This is a genomic window from Anaerobacillus sp., from assembly GCF_046314235.1.
Lineage (GTDB): Bacteria > Bacillota > Bacilli > Bacillales > Anaerobacillaceae > Anaerobacillus.
In genome coordinates this window covers 43,785-67,213 of sequence record NZ_JBKBWN010000018.1, presented here as the reverse complement: position 1 = coordinate 67,213, position 23,429 = coordinate 43,785, and the positions used below count along the sequence as shown (strand labels likewise).

The window sequence follows — 23,429 nt, the reverse complement described above, 5'->3', positions numbered from 1 at the left end:
CTAAGATTTAAAAGCAAGCTTTTAAATCTCCGCTCGACTTGCATGTATTAGGCACGCCGCCAGCGTTCGTCCTGAGCCAGGATCAAACTCTCCATAAAAGTGTTTGATATAGCTCAAAAAATTTTGTTACATTGACGAGATATTACTATCTCTTTAATTCGCTTGGCTGTGTGTTCAGTTTTCAAAGAACGAAGCTACTGACCTCAATCACATCATGTGAAAACTTCTTAGAATTTACTTCGTGCAGCTTTGCGACGAGAAAGTGACACAAGGAACGCGCAGGAGCAATTCACTAAATTATTGTCAGTACACTACTTAACTTTTGTTGTTGCCGTTTTACCGACAAGAATTTAATTATATCACGATAACATTATCGTGTCAACAACTGTTTATTAAGTTGTTTCCGTCACTCAAATCAGCGACTTTATAAATATAACATTTATTTTCTGCCGAGTCAATAGCTTAAAGCAATTCACTTTAATGCATAAATGTTAAATTCGCTTAAAGTGTCATTTTAGCGACGGATTTCATTGTAACAACATCCACTAACAAAGTCAATAATTTTCGACAAGAACATCACTTAACTAGATATAACCTCAAAAATACATCATTCTCTTCTGTCACGACTTTAACAATATCAATAATCCCCTTTTGTACAAGGAACTCAATTAACACAACTAAATCGCTGTCATATTCTTTTAGTTGATCATGGTTAAGTAGATCCTCAATACTCCAAGGTTCGGTTTTCTCCTGCATTATTTCTATTAAATGAGTAGCACCCAGTCTTGTTTTTGAGGTAATCGCAAAATTGATCGCTATTAAAAGAAGTTCAATCCTTTTCTCTAAAACCTCTTCTCCCGTTACCATCTCCTCATAAAGCTTATAGATTTCTGGTTCCAAATGCTTCACCTGTTGCCAAACGGTAACTTCAGGATACAAACCGTGTTCAATGACTGAGATCCTTGCTAAATGATGCAACGAATGAAGAATTGAATTAAACGCATCTAAGAAATGCTCCTGCTTAAACAACTGTTTTCCATCTGCGTACCTTCTAATTAGTTTAGAAAATTCTACAGCGATTTTATGCTGTCTATCCTTAACAGGGAATTGCGTTATCTTCTTTCTTAGCTCAGTAACGTAGCCATCTTTCTCAGCAATAATTGCAGCATTCATCAACCAGTCAACAAGGCGACGGTTCAATCCACCAATTAAAATCCGTGGGATTTGTTCTGCATTAAAGAATTGTAACTCGACTGATTTATTCCCTATATGAAAATGCGCTACATGCGACTGGACGTCTTCTTCTTTATTTGTAATTGCTATTAAAACTATATCAAGATCTAGGGTGCTTTCATTTTCAACACGTAACAAACCTAAGGCGTTTTCATCTAACTTTCCTTCTAATAAACCGTTCATTGATTGATCCAATCTATTTCCTCCTTAACTTACCACTCTACACATATATAATTGTTCGACACCTCTTTAACTAAACCTTCTATTAACCTTAAATAAAATTCGCTTAATAATGATGTTATATAGAAAAACAAAAACCTACGCTTTGCAGTTACTGTTTTTTAGTGGTTTATGCTATACTTTTAGAAGTATATTTCTAGTAACTTAATAAATTCTAGTAATCGGAGGTCATTACGTTGGCATTTAAATATAGTAGCAAAATAAACAAACTACGTACAATTGCTCTTTCACTTGTATTTATCGGAATTATCATTATGTATGGCGGGATCTTCTTTCAAAGCTCTCCTTTACTAATGACAATTTTTATGGTCATTGGCTTTCTTTGTATCATCCTTAGTACTGTTATTTACTTTTGGGTTGGGATGATTTCTACGAAAACCGTTCAAGTCGTCTGTCCCAGCTGCCAAAAGCCAACAAAAATGCTTGGAAGAGTAGATGCTTGTATGTATTGTAACGAACCACTCACTCTGGACAAAAACCTTGAAGGAAAAGAGTTTGACTTAAAGTATAACCGTAAACAATTCTAATAAGAAAAACAAAAAGAAGAGGCATTCCCACATAGTGTCAGCACAGCTCGTAGTAATACTATTATAGAAGTGTTCGGTTTGAACACGATCTATAATAGTAGACGAGGTGACTAACACTTGCATTTGGGATAGCCTCTTCTTTAATTTTTTGTACTTAATGTTGCTCTTTTTTTAAACATTCTGGACACGTACCGTAAATCTCCATACGATGACTTCTAACTTTAAAGCCTGTAACATGCTCAGCCAATGTCTCTACTTCATCTAATCCAGGATAACTAAAATCAACGATCTTTTCACATTTTTCACAAATGACATGGTAGTGATGAGAAGTAATGCTGTCAAACCTACTTGATGAATCACCATAAGTTAATTCTCTTACTAAACCAACATCCTTAAAAACACGCAAGTTGTTGTAGACAGTAGCTACACTCATATTAGGGAACTTACCTTCCAACGCTTTGTAGATATCATCAGCAGTTGGATGCGATAAAGAATTAAACAAATACTCTAATATGGCATGACGTTGAGGGGTCATACGAACTTTCGTGCTTTTTAGAGAGTCAAGTGCTTCTTGTAGACGATGGGTCATATAACAACACCTCTCCTTTAAACATCATTCTTACTTTATAATGGTTATAATTAGTATATTATATACTAGTAATTGCTGTCAAACATAAACAACAGCTCCGTGTTAGAAAATCCATATATTGGGGTTTACACTCCCCTCAATACCCATGATCAAGGTCTATAACGTTTATAAATTCCTTTTTACCACTCAGAAATTCTTTAAGGTTATTCTCAAATATCTCAATAGCCCTTGGAAGATATTGGTTCGAAATTCCTGACAAATGCGGCGTAACCGTTACGTTTTCCATCTCCCAAAACGGATGACCGGCTGGCAACGGCTCTTTTTCAAAAACATCCAAAACAGCATGTGCTATTTCCCCTTCCTCTAATGCAGAAATTAAGTCAACCTCAACTACATTTTGCCCTCTACCAATATTAATGAAAACTGCGCTCGCCTTCATTTGTTGAAGAACTTCTCTATTTATCATTCTGTCCGTTTTCGGAGTACTAGGCAAAACGGAAACGACAAAATCACTCTTCTCTAATAGATATCCTAGCTCATTTACTGTTACCATCTCATCAAAAGCCTCGACGCTCCTGCCACTACGATTAAGTCCAATTGTTTTCATATTAAAAACTTGAGCATATTTAGCAATTTGCGTGCCAATTGCCCCTGCACCGAGTACACCTAACGTTTTTCCACTTAATTCCGTCATCGGAACTGATCTATCCCATACATGCTTTTGTTCATTGGAGATGAGCTGTTTCGCTTGCCTCGCTACTTGAAGAATCATTGCCATCGTATATTCAGCCATTGGAATTTTATGAATTCCTCTAGCATTAGTCACTAATATTCCTTTTTGCTTAATTGCTCTAAATGGCAGCTTCTCAACACCAGCCGAGAACACCATAATCCATTTTAACTTTTTCACCTTCATAATAATTTCTTCAGTCAAATCTTCACCATATGTAATAAACACATCAGCATCTAACAAATCATCGATCGCTTCTGCCATGTTTTTAAAAAAATAAAATTTTAACTCTGGGTAGTTTGCAATTAATTTTTCCTTTAATTCTGATTTCAATTTAGTTGAAGCAACAATTTTCATAACCGGAAGCCTCCTATATTATTAGTAGAGTATGCAGTTCCCTGTCGTCGACATATTAAAACATTACACTGTAACAACCTCGATAAAGTCATTTCACAGATGATTATAAAGAAAAAAAGAGCGAGAGTACGTCACTCTCGCCAAGATTGTTTGAGTAGGGAAAATCACTTTCATAAGCTATCTATATTCCCCTTTACCTAAAGTGTATAGACAAACGTCTCGGATACTCCGAAATTATCTCAAAAATTACCCTAAGTTCTCTTTAATATATTGTAACGCTTCAGAAACATGTTCCTTCACCTTTACTTTGCGCCACTCTTTGACGAGCTTTCCTTCTGTATCAATTATGAAAGTCGAACGCTCAATCCCCATATATTCTTTCCCGAAATTTTTCTTTAGCTTCCAAACACCATAAGCCTCCGCTAACTGGTTTTCTACATCAGCTAGCAATAAAAATGGTAACCCGTGTTTTTCAATGAATTTATCATGGCGGTCTAACGGATCAGGACTCACACCTAAAATAACAGCATTTACCCCTTCAAAATCTTTATAGTAATCGCGGAAATCACACGCTTGTGTTGTACACCCCGGTGTCATATCTTTCGGATAAAAATACAAAACAATATTTTTACCACGAAAATCAGAAAGCTTAACTTCCTTCCCATTACTAGCCATAACTGCCACGTCTGGTGCTATTTGTCCAATTTCTACTGTCATATATACCCCTCCAAAGAAAGATTGTTTTCGTAAGTGCTACTTCGACAACTCTACAATAAGGGTAACCAATCTTATCCATTTGTACAACTAGTTTGCCTTTACTTTGTCTTTAAAATGGAAAACCGTTGATACGACAAAGGCTGTTGGCAGTAAATACCCAAAAAACGCTTCAAGCATCGCAATCGGACGCCCAATTCCTAAAGGGGTAATATCACCATACCCCACTGACAAAATCGTAACTGCACTAAAATACATCGCATCCTCCAAAAGATGAAAGAAGGAACCACCCACTTCATAATTACCCTCCGTTAAAACGGTAACACCCATTAATTGCAATGCCATATAAATACAACCAAAGCCAGCTGCTACAGTCATATAAACGAGTAATAAAATAAAAAAATTACGAATTGATACTTGTTTCCCATGAAAAACCGGTTTATTTTTCAAAAGTAATAACACACTCATCATAATCCCAACGACAGCCACAAGCATAACTAAAAAAAGAAGTATTTTACTCATATAGAAAACCACCTCTCCAAATTGTATGAAGAAGTGGTTAGATTTAGGACAGGCAAACCGTTAGTTACCTGCGCCTCGATATTTTTTTACACCAGAATTCCATAACAACACAGCAATCGTTAAGAACACAATTCCCATGACTGGGGTTAAAAACGCATAATGATACCATTCTTCTCTATTTAAGAAGTATGCAGCAGGGTAAACGCCGACAAATGCAAACGGTAAAATCCACGTTAAAATATAACGAATGACTCGGTGATAAATATCGACTGGGTATCTGCCATAATTACCGATGTTGTACATCATCGGCATAATATCTGTGCGACTATCCGACCAAAAGCCGATACTCGCTAAAGAAATAAAAATTCCAGCATAAATGAATGCACCACCGATGACCATCGCAATAAAGATAAACAAATCATACCAAGCCAATGAAATACCTAAATTCATGCCTGCATAATACATTATCGCAAGACCTGTAATCACACCGAATAGTGACTCCAGTTCCATCCGTTCCATGATAATTTGAAATAGACTGTGAATCGGTCTCGTTAATACTCGGTCCATTTCACCTTTCACAATATAACGATCATTGAAATCCCATATATTAAAAAAGGCCGAAAATAACGCATAAGGGACTAAAAAGAAACCGTAAATAAAAATGATTTCTTCGCGACTCCAGCCACTTAACAATGTTGTATGACCAAAGACAACTAAAATAAAGATTAGATTAACCGCTTGAAACAATAAGTCAGAAAAAATTTCAACAACAGTATCAACACGGTACGCTAGTCTAGTTTTCAAATATTGAGAGGCATATTGAAGAAAAATCGATACATAAAACATCTCTTAGCCTCCCTGCACAATTAGTTGTTTTCTTGCTAACAACCATAATAGTTGAATTGGAATAAGTAACACGAATGCCCAAAATGCCTGTAAGGCAACCGCTGAATAAATCGCACTGCCGGTAATCCCTTCAGTAAAGATCATACTAGGAATATAGCTAATCGCCTGGAAAGGTAAATACCCCATAACCGACTGGGCCCAAAGCGGATAGAAAGAAATTGGTAACAACAGACCTGAAAAAAGGTCGATGACAACTCGTTTTGCCCTTATTAATCCTGAATTGTTAAATAAGAAAAAGGTCATAATTCCCGTAAGCAAATTAATTTGCGTGTTAACGATAAAACTAAATAACAATGACACAAAAAATAAGGCCCACGTCGTTACACTTGCCGAAAAGCTAATTGGAAATAAAAAAGCGACAATGACCATTCCAGGAACCGAAAAGAATAATAAGCGAAATACTCCTTCACCAAGACCTTGCATCGTTTTCATCCCTAAGTAGTTATAAGGGCGAATCATTTCAATCGCTACTTTGCCATCTTTAATCTCATTAGCAATTTCACGATCAATGTTATTAAAGTAAAAGGCCCGAGCCATCCAAGCAACGGCTACATACGTTGTCATTTGTAGAACGGATAAACCTTGGATCTCTTCTTTCCCACCATAGATTGCTGTCCATAAAAAGTAATACGCACCAATGTTAATACTGTAAATTAAAATGCCGCTATAATAATTCGTCCGATAGGCCAACATCATTAAAAAGCGGACGCGGATCATCTCAATATATTGACTCATGAAGTAGCCATTCCTTCTTCATATATTTTCCGAATAATTTCTTCTGTAGAAATTTCATTAATTCGGACGTTCTTAATTAAGTTTTTTTGGACAACAGCACTAATTAATTCAGAGACAGCTCTTTCATCGCCATCAACATGAGCAATCCAAGTCGTTGTATCTTTTTGTTCCCAATGGACCTTTGCATTCGTCGGTAAGTCAATCGCATTAATTTCCGTTAAAAACTGAAATTCAACTTGTTTTCCTTCGACGGCATTTGTTTGAAGTTCGGCAAGACGACCATCGTAAACAATTTTTCCTTCATCTAATAGGACAACTCGCTCACATAATGCCTCGATATCTGTTAAGTCATGTGTCGTAAGTAAGATCGTTGTTTTATACGTTTCATTAATTTCTTTTAAAAACTTGCGGATTTTTAATTTCACTAACACATCTAAACCAATTGTCGGTTCATCTAAAAATAATAACGGTGGATTATGTATTAACGCTGCCGCTAATTCACAGCGCATCCGTTGCCCCAGTGAGAGCTTTCTTACCGGTTTATCTAACAACGGTCCAATGTCTAGTGTTTCGATGACATGACCCATATGGTTTTTGTAATCTTCATCGGAAACACGATATACCTTTTTTAATAATCGAAACGACTCCTGAACTGCAATATCCCACCATAATTGGGAACGCTGCCCGAATACAACACCAATTGTTCGTACAAATTCTTCTCGTTGTTTATGAGGATCCATTCCATTGACAATAACTGATCCTGAAGTTGGTGTAAGAATGCCTGTCAGCATCTTTATTGTTGTTGATTTCCCGGCTCCATTTTCACCGATGTAACCGACCATTTCCCCTTGTTTTACATTCAAGGAAATGTTATCAACAGCTGCAAGTACTTTGTAGTTTCTCGTTAATAAGTCACGAAACGCGCCTGATAATCCTGAACGGCTAGAATACGATTTAAATTCTTTTCTTAAATTTTTGACCTCAATTACGTTCATTTTTTATTCCTCCTGGAATTTTTCAGCTAATCTAGTTTAACGCGTCCTCACTATTACTTCAAGTGAGTTCCCTTGTCTAACTCGTCTATTTGTGGGAAAGCTATTTAGTATAGATTTTTAGTGAGGTGTTGACAATTAGAAAAGTTATTATCATTACCCTATTAACGATCACAATTTTTGCGACACTAGCCGTCAGCCAAATCCTCGACTTTACGAGATTAAACGGGACAAATCATTACGAGCCACAAACTCTTGAAGTTGAAGAGCATAAAGCGCTTGAAGAACCCAATCAAGATACATCAGAACAAAAAAGCAAAATGAATCCTTTTACACTTAACACAACACCTAAACCATTAGCAATCTTACTCCTCGGTGTTGAACGCGTCATAGATGAACAGTACGGTCGTTCAGACTCAATTATGCTTGCTTTAGTTCAACCTAAAACAAAGCAGTTGATGTTAATGTCGATCCCAAGAGACACCTATATTGAAATTCCAGGCCACGGCTTTCACAAATTAAATCAATCTTTTCAAGTAGGTGGACCTGAATTAACGAAACAAACTGTTTCAAATTGGCTTGATATCGAGATCAACGAAACTGCAACGATTGATTATGATAATTTCGAAAAAATGATTGATCTCATCGGCGGCATTGAGATCGATGTCGATCGCCGGATGGCTCATAGTCAATTTGTGATTGAGAAAGGATTACAAACTTTATCAGGTAAGCAAGCGCTATACTATGTCCGTTTTCGAAAAAGTCTAGACGGCAATCATGATAGTGATTATAAAAGAACAGAACGACAACGACAAGTACTAACGAAGTTAACTGACGAGTTATTAAAATCTCGTTCGTTTAAGGAGTCTTTTTCTTTACTAAGATCAATAATTCATACCATTGATACAACATTATCCCTACAGCAAATTATCACATACGGCCATCACTACTCTCATTTTTCTTCCGAAAATATATCGACGCTATCAATAACAGGAAATGGCGACCTAAGAGATGGTCTTTGGTACGAGATTATCCCCGAAGATGAACTAGAAGATAAAAAGAGGCTAATTAATGAGTTTATGTTTGGTTACTAGTCAACCGTTTTTTAGAGATTCTCCATTTACATACAATTCATTAATGCTACAATATGTTTATCTTTAAAGGATTAGGGAGGATTTAAAAAGTTATGGAACGGAAACAGTCTGACGTATTATATGAAGAAGCTCAACAACACATCGTCGGTGGTGTCAACAGCCCATCTCGCTCTTACAAAGGAGTTGGCGGTGGCACTCCTATTTTTATGGAAAAAGCAAAGGGTGCCTACTTTTGGGATGTCGACGGAAATAAATACATTGATTACTTGGCTGCATACGGGCCAATCATTACTGGACATGCCCATTCTCATATCACAGCTGCCATTACTACCGCAGCCGAAAATGGGGTTTTATACGGAACACCTACTAGGCTTGAAATTACATTTGCGAAGATGCTAAAAGATGCTATTCCTTCAATGGAAAAAGTTCGTTTTGTTAATTCCGGCACTGAAGCGGTCATGACAACAATTCGAGTAGCGAGGGCTTATACAGGTCGTGATAAAATTATAAAATTTGCCGGTTGCTATCACGGACATTCTGATTTAGTATTAGTCGCTGCCGGATCTGGGCCTTCAACACTTGGCACTCCTGATTCTGCCGGTGTACCTAAAAGTATTGCTAAAGAGGTAATTACTGTTCCATTTAATGATATTGAAGCTTATGAGCAAGCTCTAGAAAAATGGGGCGATGAAATTGCAGCCGTATTAGTCGAGCCAATCGTCGGTAACTTCGGAATTGTCGAGCCTTTCCCTGGCTTTTTAGAAAAAGTAAACGAACTCACTCATAAAGCTGGGGCACTTGTCATATACGATGAAGTGATTACAGCGTTCCGCTTTATGTATGGCGGTGCTCAAAACTTACTAGGCGTCGAACCTGACATAACTGCCCTAGGAAAAATTATAGGTGGAGGATTACCAATCGGTGCCTACGGCGGAAAGAAAGAAATCATGGAACAAGTGGCACCATTAGGACCAGCTTATCAAGCTGGAACAATGGCTGGAAATCCAGCTTCGATTAGCGCCGGAATTGCCTGTCTCGAAATTTTGCAAAAGCCTGCCGTTTACGAGAGGCTAGATCAATTGGGTGAAAGACTTGAAAAAGGGATTGGAGCATTAGCAGCAACTTATAACATCCCTATTACGATGAACAGACTCAGAGGAGCTTTAACAATTTATTTTACAACAGAAAAAGTAACAAATTATGAGTTAGCTGAGCAAACTGATGGAGAAATGTTTGCCAAATTCTTTAAACATATGATAAATGAGGGAATTAATCTCGCCCCTTCAAAATATGAAGCGTGGTTCCTAACAACAGAACACACAGATGAAGATATTTCCTATACATTAAAAGCAGTAGAAAATGCATTTAAAGCGTTGAAAAGTGAATAATTATGCAATATCTTCTACCCTATGGAATGAATATTCCCTAGGGTGTTTTCATTTTAACGTTGAAAACGCTTGCAAATATTGTATCTTTTTTGACATAATACGTTTTGTTTTTACAATAAATAACTGAATACCATATCCAAATCAATGAATGTATTCATTGATTTATTTAACTACTCGTTGTATACTTGTTTTATAATTCTGACAATTTTTGCGATCGATTTTGATTAAATCAATGCCAAAACGGCATTGATTATCACGAAACTTATGAAATGGACCTAAGCTTCTTATTTTAATGAATCATAGTGCGTGTTGAAAAAAGCGCTCAACGCTACGCAGAAACCTTAGCGTTATACCAGCGCTCGCTTTAAACAACCACTAAATGAGCTAGGCTGTTTACTTTTACTAGGAGGTGAAGGTCAGTATTCTGACCAAGAAGATGAAAAGAAAATGGAGTCCCGAAAGTTTCACTGGCTTTAAAAACGAAGAACATGACGCTTGCGGCATTGTATCTGCAATTGAAAAAAAACGGATACCTACGAAGAAAAATATCGATGACTGTATTAATGCCTTAGTAAAAATGAACCACCGTGCCGGATTTATTAATGAGGAAGGTGATGGGGTTGGCGTTCACATTGACATTCCTCGTGAGCTTTGGAAAGAAAAGCTTAAACAAAATGGTCAAAATGAAGGCTTAGTTGATGACCCGAACTTCGTTGTTGGTCATTTCTTTATTAATAAGCAAACAGACGTAGAAGCAGCAAAAGAAACGATTCAAACACATTTTTCTTCCTTTAACCTTAAGGTAGTTTTCGAATCTGACCAAGTAACAAATTCAAATGCACTTGGACCAATGGGGCGTAGCGAAGAACCAACCTTCTGGCAAGTTGCTCTATTCCCAACAGAAACGATTGAAAACCTTTCTAGTAAACTCTTTGATCTAATTATTGCGATAGAGAAAGATTTAGCAGTCCATGTCGCATCACTTAGCCAGTACCATGCAGTATATAAAGTTTTAGGGGCTGGAGATATCCTTCCAAAATTTTATCAAGACTTAGCAAATCCATTAGTGGCTTCAACGATGACTTTAGGTCATAACCGCTATTCAACTAATACACTATCTAACTTTTTCCGTGTTCAGCCATTTAGTGTGATTGGCCATAACGGAGAAATTAACACGATCGCAAAACTTCGTGATGAAGCTGCGATGCTTGGAGTGCCTCTAGTTGATGGTGCTAGTGACTCTCAAGACTTAAGCCGTGTTCTTGAAACATTTATTTGTAAGCATAATTATTCTTTATTTGAAGTACTAGAAATTATGTTCCCACCAATTATCAATGAGATTAAAGCGTTCCCTGATCATTTACAAGACTTATATACGTATATCCGTGAAGCCTGGGGCCATTTTGCGCAAGGGCCCGCTGGGATCATCTCTCGCTTTGGTGATGAAGCTGCATTCTCTCTTGATTCGTTAGGCTTACGTCCACTTTGGATGATTGAAAACGAAAGCTCTTATTATTTTTCATCAGAACAAGGAATTCTTTCTTCAAGTGAATTTGTCTCTGAGCCTAAACCTCTCGCGCCTGGTGAGAAGGTCGGATTAAAATGGAAGGCTGACGACACAATCCAAGTTTACTTCCATGAAGAAGTACAAGAAGAAGTTTATGAGCGTATGAAAAAACGATTAAATGTAGCAGGAAGTCGCCAACGTCTGACGACAACGTTAGAAAAAGGCAATACGCCCCAAAAGATGAAGTTAAAAGTTACAAATAACTATTACTCTGCGTTTGGTTGGGATCGTGAGCATATTCAAATGGTTGAACAAATGGCCGAAAAAGGTGTTGAACCAATTCGTTCATTAGGGCATGATGCTCCTCTAGCTGCCCTAGACCAGTCACGAAAAAACCTAGCTGACTTCATTAAGGAAAGTGTAGCTGTTGTCACAAATCCAGCGATTGACCGTGACAGGGAAATGGAACACTTCTCGACGAGAGTTATTGTTGGAAGACGTCCTTCACTTTTTGCAGACCGATCATTCAACGTAGCTGAACTCATTTCACCTTTATTGGTCGAGGGGTCTGCTGGTGAATTCATTGCAGCCGGGCAGCAGCACCCTACGTATGAGCAAATCCTAGAGAAATTTAAGGATTCAGCGGAACTTTATTATTTATCACTTACTTTCGCAAAAGATGAGACAATTGAAACTGCCTTAACAAGACTAGTCAATGAGGCTGCTTCTGCAATTGAAAGTGGGGCCGCACTGCTAGTTCTTGATGATGAAAAAGCTCATAAAGACGATCAATTATGGTTGGATCCTCATCTTGTAGTCTCAGCCATTGATCAAGGACTAACCGAAAAACAATTACGACGTGGCTGTTCAATCGTCGTTCGTTCTGGTAGTATCCGGTCATTGCATGATATTGCTGTTTTATTTGGTTTGGGTGCGGATGTCATTAACCCTTACTTAATGTTTGCAACAGTAGTAGAACACAGCGATGCACCTGCTGTTCAGTTATTTACTGCCTTGAACAAAGGATTAGAAAAGGTTATTTCTACCCTTGGTATCCATGAACTTCGCGGCTACGGCCGACTCTTTTCGGCCATTGGCTTAAATAAAGAAGTTTCCGATGTATTAAACATTGTTAACTTCTTAGGATCAACTGAAGTTGCCTTCAATTTCGAAGCAATGAAAGCAGATAGCTTAGCTCGTTTCGAAGATTTCAATAAGGATAACGTTAGACCAGGAAAGCTCTTTCACTTCTTCCCGCGTATTTGGAAGTCTATCGGTGATCTATCTAGCGGTGCTGCTTCATACGAAGATTATAAAAATAAATTAGAAGAACAAGAATTAAAAAATCCAATCTCGATTCGTCACTTAACGGATTTAGTCCCTTCTAAAAAACCATTAACTCCTGAAGAAGTAGATGTTGGTGTGAAAAATCATAGCCTTCCATTTATGATCTCATCGATGTCCTTCGGATCGCAAAACGAAATTGCATTTAGAGCTTATGCTGAAGCAGCTGAACGACTAAACATGATTTCGTTTAACGGTGAAGGTGGCGAAATAAAAGATATGCTTGGAAAATACCCTAATACAAGAGGACAGCAAGTCGCCTCCGGTCGATTTGGGGTTAACGTAGAACTATTGAATTCAACAAACTTAATCGAATTAAAGATTGGTCAAGGTGCGAAACCAGGTGAGGGCGGCCACTTACCAGGATCAAAAGTAACAGCTAAGGTTGCTGCTGCTCGTAATGCAACAACTGGCTCTGATTTAATCTCACCATCAAACAACCATGACATTTATTCTATTGAAGATTTAGCGCAAATCATTACTGAGTTTAAAACGGCAAATGATCAAGCAAAAGTCGCCGTAAAGGTGCCAATCGTTCCGAACATTGGGACGATCGCAGTCGGAATCGCCAAAGCTGGCGCTGATTACATTACATTGAGTGGGTTTGATGGCGGGACTGGTGCTGCTCGTGTTCATGCTCTCCAACACGTTGGCTTGCCAATCGAGATTGGTGTAAAAGCCGCCCATAATGCCCTTATTGAAGCTGGGCTACGTAATTCGGTGGAATTATGGGCTGACGGTGGGATGCGCAGTGCCCTTGATGTTATGAAGGTTATCTTATTAGGAGCAAACCGCGTTGGTTTTGGAACTCTTGCGATGATCGCTGTAGGTTGTACGACTTGTCGTGGCTGTCACCTTGATACATGTCACGTTGGCATCGCAACCCAAATTGAAAGTGAAGAACAAGCGAAAGAACATGGCTTACGCCGGTTCGTTCCTCGTCAATTTGACTTAGCTGTCGAAGGCTTAACAAATCTTTTTACAGCCTTCGGGAAAGAGTTACAAGTATTAACAGCTGCGCTTGGTGCAAAGCGCACTCAAGATCTCGTTGGGCGCTCGGACTTATTACTACAAACTCGCGGTAAAGAGTTAATGAGTTTAACAAGTATGTTAGAAACAATTGCTGTGACTGACATCTTCCAATATGAAGCTCAAACAGAAATTAAAGAAGGCAAGTTAGCTGTAGCTGTTGGAGCAGAGTATTTAGATAACAATGTTGAAGAACTATCGCATTCTCGGGAGTTTACTAGTGTCACAGCTGAACAACGTGTCCTAGGCAGCCGCGTTTCCTGTCATAGAGTCCGTGGAAAGCTCGACGGTTCGTACCGTAATCTACCTGAAGTTACGTTAAATTTCAAAGAAGGATCAATCCCTGGAAATGGTCTTGGGGCATACAATAGTAGTGGTGTTGCGATCAACGTTCATGGCGGTGCTCAAGATGGCGTAGGTAAAACAGCATTCGGAGGTTCCTTTGCGATCTTAAAGTCTGAAGGTCGTGACGGCAGATACTATAACGGATCTGTAGGTAAAGGCGCAGGTTACGGTGCTCAACAAGGGCTCTTCATCATTCAAGGGAATGCCGATGCTAGAGCTGGAATTCGCCTCTCTGGTGCAGACATCATAATTGGTGGTCGTGTCAAAAAGCCACTACGGACCGACTACTTTGCTAATATCGGTACACATGCCAACATTAAAGGATTCGCATTTGAATATATGACAAATGGCCGTGGTGTTGTTTTAGGTGATCCTGGTCCATGGATTTGTGCAGGGATGACAGGTGGAGTTGTCTACCTACGTCATCAACCAGAAGTAGGATTAACAAAAGCTTCACTCCAAAAGCGTATTGCTAAAGGTGCGAATGTTTCAATCCAACCTTTAACAAATAAAGGGATAGATGATTTGACGGAACTCTTAACAAAGTACAAGGATGTTCTAACAGAAAACGGGCAAACAGAAGAAGCAGAAGTTATTACAAACCTTCTCGCTGACCCTGAAGAACACTTTTTACAAGTTATTCCGACAAAACTACAAGCTGACCCTTCAGTGTCTACTGAATAATTAGAAAAGTAGAAGGCACATTACTTTTGACATGTTTGAAGAGTGACGTTATGCGCGTGTTGATTATTGAAATAGTTAGTCTATAAATTCAGCAATTAAAATAGTTCACAAAAAAGTGTCAGCTCATCTCGAAGGATACTATAAATAGTCGTGTATGATTGTACACCCTATTCATAGTCGACGAGGTGACTGACACTTTTTTTTGAATGCTTTTTCTCTTTGACAAATTGGGGAATTATTATTAATGAAAACGATATCAAACCGTTTTCATACTTTTTTCACCTTGATTGTTTTCAAAAATAAGTGTATATTTACGTTTCAATGAGCCAATTTTGGGTCAAATATTAAGTATGAATTGCTTAAGGCTATCTGTTTCCAAGAGAAACATAATCTTAGTTAATTTAATTCATTACGAAAGGAATTACCTTGTTATGAAGCTTGGAGCCCGGATTTTTAAAACCGGATTATCCATTACTCTTTCTCTATATGTGGCACTTGCATTTAATTTGCATCCACCTATGTTCGCTGCCTTAGCAGCTACATTTGCGATACAACCATCGATACAAAAGAGCTTTCAAACAATTTTAGAACAAATTCAAGCAAATGTGATTAGTGCTATTTTAGCGATTGTATTTGTATTAACATTTGGTCATCACCCATTTGTCGTCGGTGTAGTTGTTATTATCGTCATCGCCATCAACATTCAGTTAAAAATGGAATCGATCATTCCGTTAGCAATCGTTACTGTTATTATCATTATGGAAAGTCCCACTGATGATTTTATTGTTTTTGCTTCTACTCGCTTTTTACTAATTCTGATCGGTGTCTTTTCAGCATTTATTGTTAATTTAGTGTTTTTACCACCAAAGCATGAAACACAGCTTTACCACAAAATTTCTAATAGCACCGAAAACATTATTAAGTGGATTAGACTTTTGACTAGAAACGATGCTAAGCAAAAGATGTTAAAAAAAGATTTATCGAGACTCAAAGAATCGATGGTCAAAATCAACAATCTATTCCTACTCTACAAAGAAGAACGAAATTATTTTAAAAAACGCCAGTATTCAAAATCAAGAAAAGTCGTTCTTTTTCGGCAAATGCTAGCAACATCAAATAAAGCTTTAGTCATTTTAAAATCTTTAAACCGCCGTGAGAATGAATTACACCATATGCCTGAAGAGCTCCAAACACTAATTAGAGAAAAACTTGATTATTTAACAAATTATCATGAACGAATTCTCTTGAAGTATGTCGGTAAAGTAAAAACACATACGACAGAAGAATGCATTCAAGAAGTTTGTCTTGGTAAACAAGAATTAACAGCACTTTTTGTTACCTTCTACAAAAAAGAAGAGATTGACTCAGATGAATGGCTTCACCTCTTCCCTGTAATCGCTCAAATCGTCGAGTACAGTGACCAATTAGAGTACTTAGATAAGCTTGTTGATAGCTTCTTCAAGTACCATAAAAAAGAAAATAAAGTAAATATAAAAGAAAGAGAAGATTAAAAACACTAAATGTAAAATAAAGAAGAGGCTGCCCCATAAGCTAAGTAACAGTCACCTCAGGTAAGATATCTAGAGTTTACTAAAAACTATTCTAGATATCGCGCCTAAACGGTGACTGGCACTTAAGGGACGACCTCTTCTTTTAATTAAACGTAACACTATCCACTTTTTTATTAAAAACTTGTTCTAATGAAAATAGCTTACTCCCATTCATAGTTAGATGGACGGCTATTGCTAGTAAAATCAAATCATATGCATAACCATCTAAAAAACCAGCAGCAAACTTCACTTTTACAATTGCTACAAGCAATATGAATGAAAATAGTATTGAAACAACTTTCGTTCCAAGCCCCAAGATTAAAGCAATACCGCCAATCACTTCTATAATTGTGATCCCATATGCCATAAATCCAGGTAAGCCAATTGATTCGAACCAGCCTGCAACATTCTCAATTCCACCTTGAAACTTTACTAAGCCATGGCTAAGAAATATTACACCTAACGTTACACGCAAAATAAGAGCTCCTATTTCGGTCTTCATACTAAATCCTCCTTTATGAGTATAGACACTAATTTGTCTTAATCCTCCTATATGATTATCGCCGCTAATTTGTCTTAATCCTCCTATACGATTATCGCCGTTAGTTTGTTCAACTACTCAATCCTATGTAAAAAGTAGTGAAATTATTGATAAAAAGGCGGCTATCCCATAAGCGTCAGCCCTTGCTCCTAAATTTAGACGTGTTTTTGCACAATCTAATTTTAGGATATGGTGACTGATACTTTGCTATTGAAAGCCGCTAGTTTTGATCATATTTAGCAATTTTTTTGCCTAAATATTGTTATACGCCAAGTTTAGCAACTTTTTTTTGCCTTAACTATTGTTTAGTTTAGCGCATTTTTATTGATAATCAGCTTTAATTGTTGTTTTTTAGTTATTCTGGGCTGATTATTACTCAAAATTTGCAATTCTTAATTCCAAACATGCTATTTTTATCTTTTCACTTGCAAACTATCCTCGTTAACAAGCTGTTTTTGTTAACTTTTTAGTTGTTCAGAGATGGTTATTAGCCAAACTTGGTGGTTTACTAGCCAAACTCCGTAGTTTTCTAGCCAAATTTGCTCTTTTTCTAGCCAAATCAACTATATTATTAGCCAATTGCCATTTCAGCTTATTATAAGCTCAGAAAAATATCTTGATTTCGAGATACTTACCATAAAAGAGCATCTATTGCATATTTACCAGGTCCTATTAACGCTATACCAATGGATACAGCAATTAGCGTTAGATTATATTCATATCCATTTTGTGTCATCCATAAACCATTAGCACCATGAACTTTTACAATTGAAACGACCATTGTTGCTGCGATCAATAAGGCAGCAAGTGGCGTTAAAAGCCCTATCGAAAATAAAATCCCACCACCAAATTCTGCTAAACCTGCAAACAGCGCCATCGGTACTCCCGGTTTGATTCCAATTGATTCTAGCCAGCCTCCAGTACCTTTCAATCCATAGCCACCGAACCAACCGAACAGTTTTTGTGCACCATGACCAATAAATAATCCCCCAATGATTACACGAATAATCAATAAACCTAAATCTTCCATCTTTTTTTCCTCCTCTAATGTATTTATCTTGAATTCAAGATTTATGATCAAAAAAATAGTACTAAAATAGTATATCTCGAACTAAGTTATCTTGAACTAAAGATAATATTAAACGCTTTTAAATGTTTTGTCAAACACTTTTTCTCCACAAAACATCGCAGCGGAAAGCGAAGAGCGTGTTGATGATACTTGTTAAAAGAAAATGTGATAATTATTTTGAAGATACTCGTTAAAAATTGTTTTGATGTTACTCGTCAAAAAAGAAGATGTGAGCTCTTGTGCGCACATCTTCTACTCTACGTTACTTTGAACTAGGCTCTTCCTCTTTACTAGTTAATTCGTCATTCACTAACCCTTTCGTCGAACGCTTAAACTCATTTAGCGTTTGACCAAAGGCACGACCAATTTCAGGAAGCTTCGATGGTCCGAAGATAATTAGTGCAATAACGAGAATTAATAGTAATCCTGGCATACCAATATTAGAAAACATAATTAAAACCCTCTAATTACAACAACGGACGGACGAGGCATTGTATCGCCTGGACGATGTGGCCATCTACTTGTCAGGTTGTTTAAGTTACTTGATCGTTCGCCTGGATGTTGGACAGCTAAGAATAAGTTCTTTTGGTTAGGTGTCCACCATGGACCTGTTAGCTCACTCTCAACTGGCCCCGAAGCAAACTGGTAGGCGATACCCTTTTTCTCTCCAGTTGTCGGAATAACAAACATGCCATTGTTTTGAAAAGGTGCATACGCGCCTTTTCCAATACTACTCGTTGAAATGTCTGTTACTGTCCAAAGATTGCCATGACGGTCAAAATCTAAATTGTCCGGCGCACTAAAGCCGCTTTGCGGACCACCAGCAGCAAATATTTCAAACGTAAAGTCTAATGCACCTAGATCAGAATTTTTCTCAAAGAAACGTGTAATATGTCCATGGAAATTCCCTTTACTAGCATTATTCGTATGGGCGATATAGATAGTATTGTCAATTGGGCTAATCTCTACATCTTCTGGACGGTCAGTCGGCGTTGCCCCTAGTAATATAGCGGCTTCATGCGTATAAACAAGAACATCTGCTTGAGTTTTAAACTTTTCTAGTAAACTTGAATTCCCATTTGCCGCTTCACGTACTGCTTCGATTGTAAGTGCAAGCCACTTGCCATTTTCCATATCTGCAGCGTATAGTGTACCATCTTCAAGAAGCTTCGAGTTTTCTTTGCCTCTACCTTCGTTATACTTCGCTTTACTAATATATTTGTAGACACAGGCTCCTGCCTTATCATCGCCAGAATAGACAACAATGCGACGATCTTTAGATAATCCCATAGCGCAATTTTCATGGTGAAAGCGGCCTAACGCTGTATGCTTACGCGGCTTAAAATATTTGTCTTCCTTGTCAAATGGGTCAACCTCAACTACCCAACCATAATGGGTTGTATCAAGACCTGCATTATCTGCTGTTCTCTCCCAATTTTCTTCACAGGATAAAACTGTCCCCCAAAGTGTAGCACCACCTGAACAGTTGGCAAATGTTCCTTGCACTTCAGTTGCTCCGTTAACAGATGCAGTCCCCTTAGCAGGACCAGTTAGTTGGAATGGTGCTAAGCCTGAAATTCTCCGTGCATATTTTGAAGTTGTATCCATCTTCCATTGTCCTGTTTTTGGGTCAAGATACACTTCAATGATTGAAAGCCCTTGATTGTATAATAGAGATTCTATTTGCTTTTGTGTATATCCACCAACAATTGGACCTTCTACAAATAATGGATTTGTATATTCATGGTTTACTAGAAGTAATCCGCGCTGGCTACCTTTAATCGGTAGATACATTGTAAAGTCACAGTTAAAACCAAATGTATCTCCCTTTGAGTTTATGACATCTCCATATGCAGCAACAACATCGTATGTAAAGCCTTCTGGAAGTAGTAATTCATCTGCACTAGAAGGGGCAATCGGTGTAAAATCAATCTTAGAAGCTCTATTCTCATACCCAAATAAACTTTCTCTTGCCTTGTCAGCTGCCGCAACTTTTGGTGCTAGTGCTCCTAAACCAGTAGAAGCGACCGTTAGTGCTGTCATCCCTGTCCCAACAAACGTCAAAAATTTTCTGCGATTTACATCCATATTTTCCACCTCATCATTAAATTTTTTCACTATTTCTACAATGAAAATGATACATTCTAAATGTAAAGATAGTTTACTAGGTTTGTAATGATATTGTTAATAATTGTAAATATTATTAATTAGCTACTTGATTTGCTTTTTTCAGGCCTGGCTAAAGTTAAGAACCTATCATTTCACAACACCTGGTGTCTTTATTCATCCTGTGAAACACTTTGAGGATAAAGACAAACAAGAAAAAAGCACACCTAAATTCGGTGCGCATTATAACTCACAGTTTATTCTGTTGTACTTCAAACAATCTCCAGTACGATCCTTGTTTATCAATCAATTCCTCATGGGTACCAATTTCAACAATCGTGCCATTCTCTAAAACGACAATCCGGTCAGCTTGTGTCACCGTAGAGAGACGGTGGGCAACGATAAAGGTTGTCCGATTTTTTGCTAGACGCTCTAAGGCAACCTGAATGAAATGTTCACTCTCCGTGTCTAATGATGATGTCGCTTCATCAAAAATTAATATTTTTGGACTCTTTAGGAAAACTCGAGCGATCGCAATTCGCTGTTTCTGTCCACCTGAGAGCTTAACACCACGCTCGCCAATCTCTGTGTCATATCCATTTGGTAGGCTATTAATAAATTCATGGGCATCAGCAGCCTTTGCCGCCGCAATCACTTCTTCATCTGTGGCATCAGGATTTCCCATTAAAATATTAAACTTCACAGAGTCGCTAAAAATGATATTATCTTGTAGCACCATCCCAATTTGATCACGCAACGAACGAACTTTAAAATCTTGAATATCCACACCATCAAGAAGGATTTTTCCCGCAGTTACATCATAAAAACGCGGCAGTAAGCTCACTAATGTACTTTTGCCACCGCCACTCATCCCTACAAAAGCGATCGTTTCTCCGTTTCGAATCGTTAAGTTGATATTTTTCAAAACAGGTTCTTTGTCCTCTTCATAAGCAAAGCTAACATTTTCGAATGAGATGTCACCCTTAACATTTTGTGCCTCTTTGGCATTCGGACTATCAACAATATCATATTTCTCATCAATAAATTCAAAGACACGGTCCATTGAAGCGACCGACTGAGTTAATGTTGTCGACGAGTTAACTAGACGCCTTAACGGATTATACAATCTGTCCATATATAATATAAATGCAACCATTGCCCCTTTAGATAAATCTCCAGTGATAACAAGATAACCTGCAAAACCTATCACCAATAATGGAGCAATATCTGTAATTGTATTTACAACAGCATACGTCTTTGCATTCCACTTTGTATGATCAATGGCTCTTGTCAAAAAATTTGAGTTTCGTTTATCGAATTGTTTTTGCTCGTACTCTTCTAATGCAAAACTCCGGATCACTGTCATTCCTTGTAGTCTCTCATGGAGATGACCTTGAACTTCTGCTAATGATTGTGAGCGCACTCTTGTAAGGGAACGTAAGCGGCTGTAAAAATATTTGATAGAGAAACCATAAAACGGTAATAGAACAATAGCGACAATTGTTAACTTAACATTCATTGTAAACATGATGATAATCGCAACTAATATTGTAAACATATCTAGCCATACATTCATTAAACCAGTAATGATAAAGCTCTTCGTTTGTTCTACATCATGAATAACCCTTGAAATAATTTCCCCCGATTTACGGTTCGAATAAAACTTAAGGCTTAATTTTTGAATATGGGAAAACAGCTGATCACGAATATCATATAAGATTTTACTGCTTGTCCATTGCGCAAAATATTGGCGATAATATTCAATTGGTGGTCTAAGTACGATAAAAATAAGGAAGACAATCGCCATTAGCCACGTTAAGTTTGAAATTTTTTCTGCATCTGTTAATTGCTTTGCATCAATAATGTCATCAATCACATACTTTAAAATTAGCGGCATCGCTAAAGGAATCCCAAACTTTAGCATACCTATCAAAACTGTCCCGATAATTTCCTTTATATAAGGTTTAACAAAAAGCAAATAGCGTCTAATACTATTCAGAAGTAATCACCCCGTTTTCAACGTTAAAATGACTTTTAACCTCGACATTAACTAATTAGTCGAGGTTAAACTCATAATTCTCTATTTTAGTTGGTTAGTTCAATCACGATGCTGCAAAAATCTTTCATACCACATCTCCACGAAGTGCGGATCGAATGGTCCTTTGCGTTGAGTGATCCAGCTAATTAATTCTGTCATACTTGCTTGAATAATATTGTCTAACTCAGGAGGATAGTTCATCAATTTGCGGTGCTGATCATATTCGTCTTCGTCTAAAATGACATATGTCATATCAGGAAACACCTTAATATCTAAATCATAATCAATATATTTTAATGCTTCATTATCCCACGTAAACGGTGTACCTAAATTACAATAATAATAAATGCCATCGGAACGGATCATCCCAATTGTATTAAACCATTTTTCAGAATCAAAATAACAAATTGCTGGCTCGCGTGTTCGCCAATGTCTACCGTCTGCTTCTTTGACTAATATGCGATCATTTCCACCAATTACAACATTTGACGTCCCTTTTAACACAATGGTTTCTTCCCAAATTCGATGTATCGTGCCGTTATGCTTATAGCTCTGAACTTGAATGCTGCTTCCTGTCTTTGGGAAACTCATACATTGCTCCTTTCTATATTATTCAGGGCAGCGGTGAGTAACCATCTTATCATGACTATCAAGATATAAATCGACTTCAGGTTCAATAGACAAGTAATGCCCTATTAAATAGTAGCTAATTTTCCGATAAGGATTTCCTGGTATGATTGGCTCTTCACCTTTTTCCTGTATATACTGATCTACTGCTTTTTGTACATGGTCAATCTGCTTAGGAAGTTCTGCTGTCTCAAATATTTCAAACGTTTCTTTTGACATATAAAAAGGCCGATTAGGTATTCCCTTTAAAATCCCTTTTAATAAATCAAAATCTATGGAGTGATCATCTAATACAATTGATCGCAGTGAGATGCCTCGTTCCATTCCGTCCGCGTATTCATTAACGGCTTGTCTCACTCGGTCAAGTGTTACGTCAATCTGTTGAGTGTTTGTTTCTCCTTTCTGGTTTTTGTTCCTTTTTTTAAAAAACACTGATCTCCAACCTCCTTGATACGTGCTGAAATATCCGAACAATCACTTTCCTTATAAGCGTGTTTTTGCTATCTATTTTATTATACAGCTTTAAAAGCCAATTTGAAATGAAACAACCACCCTTTTTTAG

The 23,429-nt window shown here is 37.6% G+C and carries 20 protein-coding genes and 1 rRNA gene; 5 read left to right on the top strand and 16 right to left on the bottom strand.

Annotation, left to right across the window (positions count from 1 at the left end; genetic code table 11):
- A 16S ribosomal RNA gene (locus tag ACK4M9_RS19295) occupies window positions 1-98 on the bottom strand; the annotation flags it as partial.
- A gap of 478 nt (window positions 99-576) precedes the next feature.
- Window positions 577-1,428, bottom strand: coding sequence for a nucleotidyltransferase-like protein (locus tag ACK4M9_RS19290; RefSeq protein WP_409854219.1), 852 nt, complete (start codon window positions 1,426-1,428; stop codon window positions 577-579).
- A 221-nt stretch (window positions 1,429-1,649) separates the two neighbouring features.
- Between ACK4M9_RS19290 and ACK4M9_RS19285 the strand changes: the two genes are divergently transcribed.
- Complete coding sequence (locus tag ACK4M9_RS19285) at window positions 1,650-2,000, top strand: YgzB family protein (RefSeq protein ID WP_409854217.1); 351 nt, start codon at window positions 1,650-1,652, stop codon at window positions 1,998-2,000.
- A 154-nt stretch (window positions 2,001-2,154) separates the two neighbouring features.
- Here ACK4M9_RS19285 and perR read toward each other — a convergent pair whose 3' ends face one another.
- From perR to ACK4M9_RS19250, 7 genes are all read right to left on the bottom strand, one after another.
- The gene (perR, locus tag ACK4M9_RS19280) at window positions 2,155-2,589 is read right to left on the bottom strand and encodes a peroxide-responsive transcriptional repressor PerR (RefSeq protein ID WP_409854216.1); all 435 of its coding nucleotides are present in this window, start codon (window positions 2,587-2,589) and stop codon (window positions 2,155-2,157) included.
- Window positions 2,590-2,725: 136 nt separating this feature from the next.
- Window positions 2,726-3,676 (bottom strand): D-2-hydroxyacid dehydrogenase, encoded by a 951-nt coding sequence (locus tag ACK4M9_RS19275; RefSeq protein ID WP_409854214.1) that lies wholly within the window; start codon window positions 3,674-3,676, stop codon window positions 2,726-2,728.
- Window positions 3,677-3,922: 246 nt separating this feature from the next.
- Entirely contained in the window at window positions 3,923-4,393 is a 471-nt protein-coding gene (bcp, locus tag ACK4M9_RS19270; protein WP_409854213.1) for a thioredoxin-dependent thiol peroxidase, read from the bottom strand.
- A gap of 87 nt (window positions 4,394-4,480) precedes the next feature.
- Entirely contained in the window at window positions 4,481-4,912 is a 432-nt protein-coding gene (locus tag ACK4M9_RS19265; RefSeq protein ID WP_409854212.1) for an ion channel, read from the bottom strand.
- A 60-nt stretch (window positions 4,913-4,972) separates the two neighbouring features.
- Window positions 4,973-5,758 carry an ABC transporter permease gene (locus tag ACK4M9_RS19260; protein ID WP_409854211.1) on the bottom strand — a complete coding sequence of 262 codons (786 nt, stop codon included), beginning with the start codon at window positions 5,756-5,758 and terminating at the stop codon, window positions 4,973-4,975.
- A 3-nt stretch (window positions 5,759-5,761) separates the two neighbouring features.
- Window positions 5,762-6,553, bottom strand: coding sequence for an ABC transporter permease (locus tag ACK4M9_RS19255; protein ID WP_409854208.1), 792 nt, complete (start codon window positions 6,551-6,553; stop codon window positions 5,762-5,764).
- A complete protein-coding gene (locus ACK4M9_RS19250; RefSeq protein ID WP_409854206.1) occupies window positions 6,550-7,548 on the bottom strand; it encodes an ABC transporter ATP-binding protein in 999 nt (332 codons plus the stop codon). The genes ACK4M9_RS19255 and ACK4M9_RS19250 overlap by 4 nt, the downstream gene beginning before the upstream one ends.
- A 128-nt stretch (window positions 7,549-7,676) precedes the next feature.
- Here ACK4M9_RS19250 and ACK4M9_RS19245 point away from each other — a divergent pair, with 128 nt between their 5' ends.
- The 4 genes from ACK4M9_RS19245 to ACK4M9_RS19230 all read left to right on the top strand — a co-directional run bounded on the left by ACK4M9_RS19245 (window position 7,677) and on the right by ACK4M9_RS19230 (window position 16,447).
- A complete protein-coding gene (locus ACK4M9_RS19245) occupies window positions 7,677-8,639 on the top strand; it encodes an LCP family protein (protein WP_409854204.1) in 963 nt (320 codons plus the stop codon).
- A 92-nt stretch (window positions 8,640-8,731) separates the two neighbouring features.
- The gene (locus tag ACK4M9_RS19240; protein WP_409854201.1) at window positions 8,732-10,027 is read left to right on the top strand and encodes a glutamate-1-semialdehyde 2,1-aminomutase; all 1,296 of its coding nucleotides are present in this window, start codon (window positions 8,732-8,734) and stop codon (window positions 10,025-10,027) included.
- A gap of 436 nt (window positions 10,028-10,463) precedes the next feature.
- Window positions 10,464-14,936, top strand: coding sequence for a glutamate synthase-related protein (locus tag ACK4M9_RS19235; RefSeq protein WP_409854199.1), 4,473 nt, complete (start codon window positions 10,464-10,466; stop codon window positions 14,934-14,936).
- A 431-nt stretch (window positions 14,937-15,367) separates the two neighbouring features.
- Window positions 15,368-16,447 carry an FUSC family protein gene (locus ACK4M9_RS19230; RefSeq protein ID WP_409854196.1) on the top strand — a complete coding sequence of 360 codons (1,080 nt, stop codon included), beginning with the start codon at window positions 15,368-15,370 and terminating at the stop codon, window positions 16,445-16,447.
- 142 nt (window positions 16,448-16,589) lie between these two features.
- Here ACK4M9_RS19230 and ACK4M9_RS19225 read toward each other — a convergent pair whose 3' ends face one another.
- The 7 genes from ACK4M9_RS19225 to ACK4M9_RS19195 form a co-directional block, all read right to left on the bottom strand.
- Complete coding sequence (locus ACK4M9_RS19225) at window positions 16,590-16,988, bottom strand: DoxX family protein (protein WP_409854194.1); 399 nt, start codon at window positions 16,986-16,988, stop codon at window positions 16,590-16,592.
- A gap of 670 nt (window positions 16,989-17,658) precedes the next feature.
- Window positions 17,659-18,057 (bottom strand): DoxX family protein, encoded by a 399-nt coding sequence (locus ACK4M9_RS19220; RefSeq protein WP_409854192.1) that lies wholly within the window; start codon window positions 18,055-18,057, stop codon window positions 17,659-17,661.
- Window positions 18,058-18,358: 301 nt separating this feature from the next.
- The gene (locus ACK4M9_RS19215) at window positions 18,359-18,547 is read right to left on the bottom strand and encodes a twin-arginine translocase TatA/TatE family subunit (protein WP_409854189.1); all 189 of its coding nucleotides are present in this window, start codon (window positions 18,545-18,547) and stop codon (window positions 18,359-18,361) included.
- A 2-nt stretch (window positions 18,548-18,549) separates the two neighbouring features.
- Window positions 18,550-20,184, bottom strand: coding sequence for a PhoX family protein (locus ACK4M9_RS19210; RefSeq protein WP_409854186.1), 1,635 nt, complete (start codon window positions 20,182-20,184; stop codon window positions 18,550-18,552).
- Between the two features lie 268 nt (window positions 20,185-20,452).
- On the bottom strand, window positions 20,453-22,201 hold the full coding sequence (locus tag ACK4M9_RS19205; protein ID WP_409854224.1) for an ABC transporter ATP-binding protein: 1,749 nt from the start codon (window positions 22,199-22,201) through the stop codon (window positions 20,453-20,455).
- A gap of 99 nt (window positions 22,202-22,300) precedes the next feature.
- Window positions 22,301-22,831 (bottom strand): nucleoside tri-diphosphate phosphatase, encoded by a 531-nt coding sequence (gene ntdP, locus ACK4M9_RS19200; protein ID WP_409854184.1) that lies wholly within the window; start codon window positions 22,829-22,831, stop codon window positions 22,301-22,303.
- Window positions 22,832-22,849: 18 nt separating this feature from the next.
- Entirely contained in the window at window positions 22,850-23,299 is a 450-nt protein-coding gene (locus ACK4M9_RS19195; RefSeq protein ID WP_409854181.1) for a DUF3939 domain-containing protein, read from the bottom strand.
- Between the last annotated feature and the right edge of the window lie 130 nt (window positions 23,300-23,429).

Bases quoted from the DNA above. Each gene is read 5' to 3' on its own strand.
- perR (WP_409854216.1), bottom strand. From the start codon at position 2,589: ATGACCCATCGTCTACAAGAAGCACTTGACTCTCTAAAAAGCACGAAA.
- ACK4M9_RS19275 (WP_409854214.1), bottom strand. From the start codon at position 3,676: ATGAAAATTGTTGCTTCAACTAAATTGAAATCAGAATTAAAGGAAAAA.
- bcp (WP_409854213.1), bottom strand. From the start codon at position 4,393: ATGACAGTAGAAATTGGACAAATAGCACCAGACGTGGCAGTTATGGCT.
- ACK4M9_RS19265 (WP_409854212.1), bottom strand. From the start codon at position 4,912: ATGAGTAAAATACTTCTTTTTTTAGTTATGCTTGTGGCTGTCGTTGGG.
- ACK4M9_RS19260 (WP_409854211.1), bottom strand. From the start codon at position 5,758: ATGTTTTATGTATCGATTTTTCTTCAATATGCCTCTCAATATTTGAAA.
- ACK4M9_RS19255 (WP_409854208.1), bottom strand. From the start codon at position 6,553: ATGAGTCAATATATTGAGATGATCCGCGTCCGCTTTTTAATGATGTTG.
- ACK4M9_RS19250 (WP_409854206.1), bottom strand. From the start codon at position 7,548: ATGAACGTAATTGAGGTCAAAAATTTAAGAAAAGAATTTAAATCGTAT.
- ACK4M9_RS19240 (WP_409854201.1), top strand. From the start codon at position 8,732: ATGGAACGGAAACAGTCTGACGTATTATATGAAGAAGCTCAACAACAC.
- ACK4M9_RS19235 (WP_409854199.1), top strand. From the start codon at position 10,464: ATGAAAAGAAAATGGAGTCCCGAAAGTTTCACTGGCTTTAAAAACGAA.
- ACK4M9_RS19230 (WP_409854196.1), top strand. From the start codon at position 15,368: ATGAAGCTTGGAGCCCGGATTTTTAAAACCGGATTATCCATTACTCTT.
- ACK4M9_RS19225 (WP_409854194.1), bottom strand. From the start codon at position 16,988: ATGAAGACCGAAATAGGAGCTCTTATTTTGCGTGTAACGTTAGGTGTA.
- ACK4M9_RS19220 (WP_409854192.1), bottom strand. From the start codon at position 18,057: ATGGAAGATTTAGGTTTATTGATTATTCGTGTAATCATTGGGGGATTA.
- ACK4M9_RS19215 (WP_409854189.1), bottom strand. From the start codon at position 18,547: ATGTTTTCTAATATTGGTATGCCAGGATTACTATTAATTCTCGTTATT.
- ACK4M9_RS19210 (WP_409854186.1), bottom strand. From the start codon at position 20,184: ATGGATGTAAATCGCAGAAAATTTTTGACGTTTGTTGGGACAGGGATG.
- ntdP (WP_409854184.1), bottom strand. From the start codon at position 22,831: ATGAGTTTCCCAAAGACAGGAAGCAGCATTCAAGTTCAGAGCTATAAG.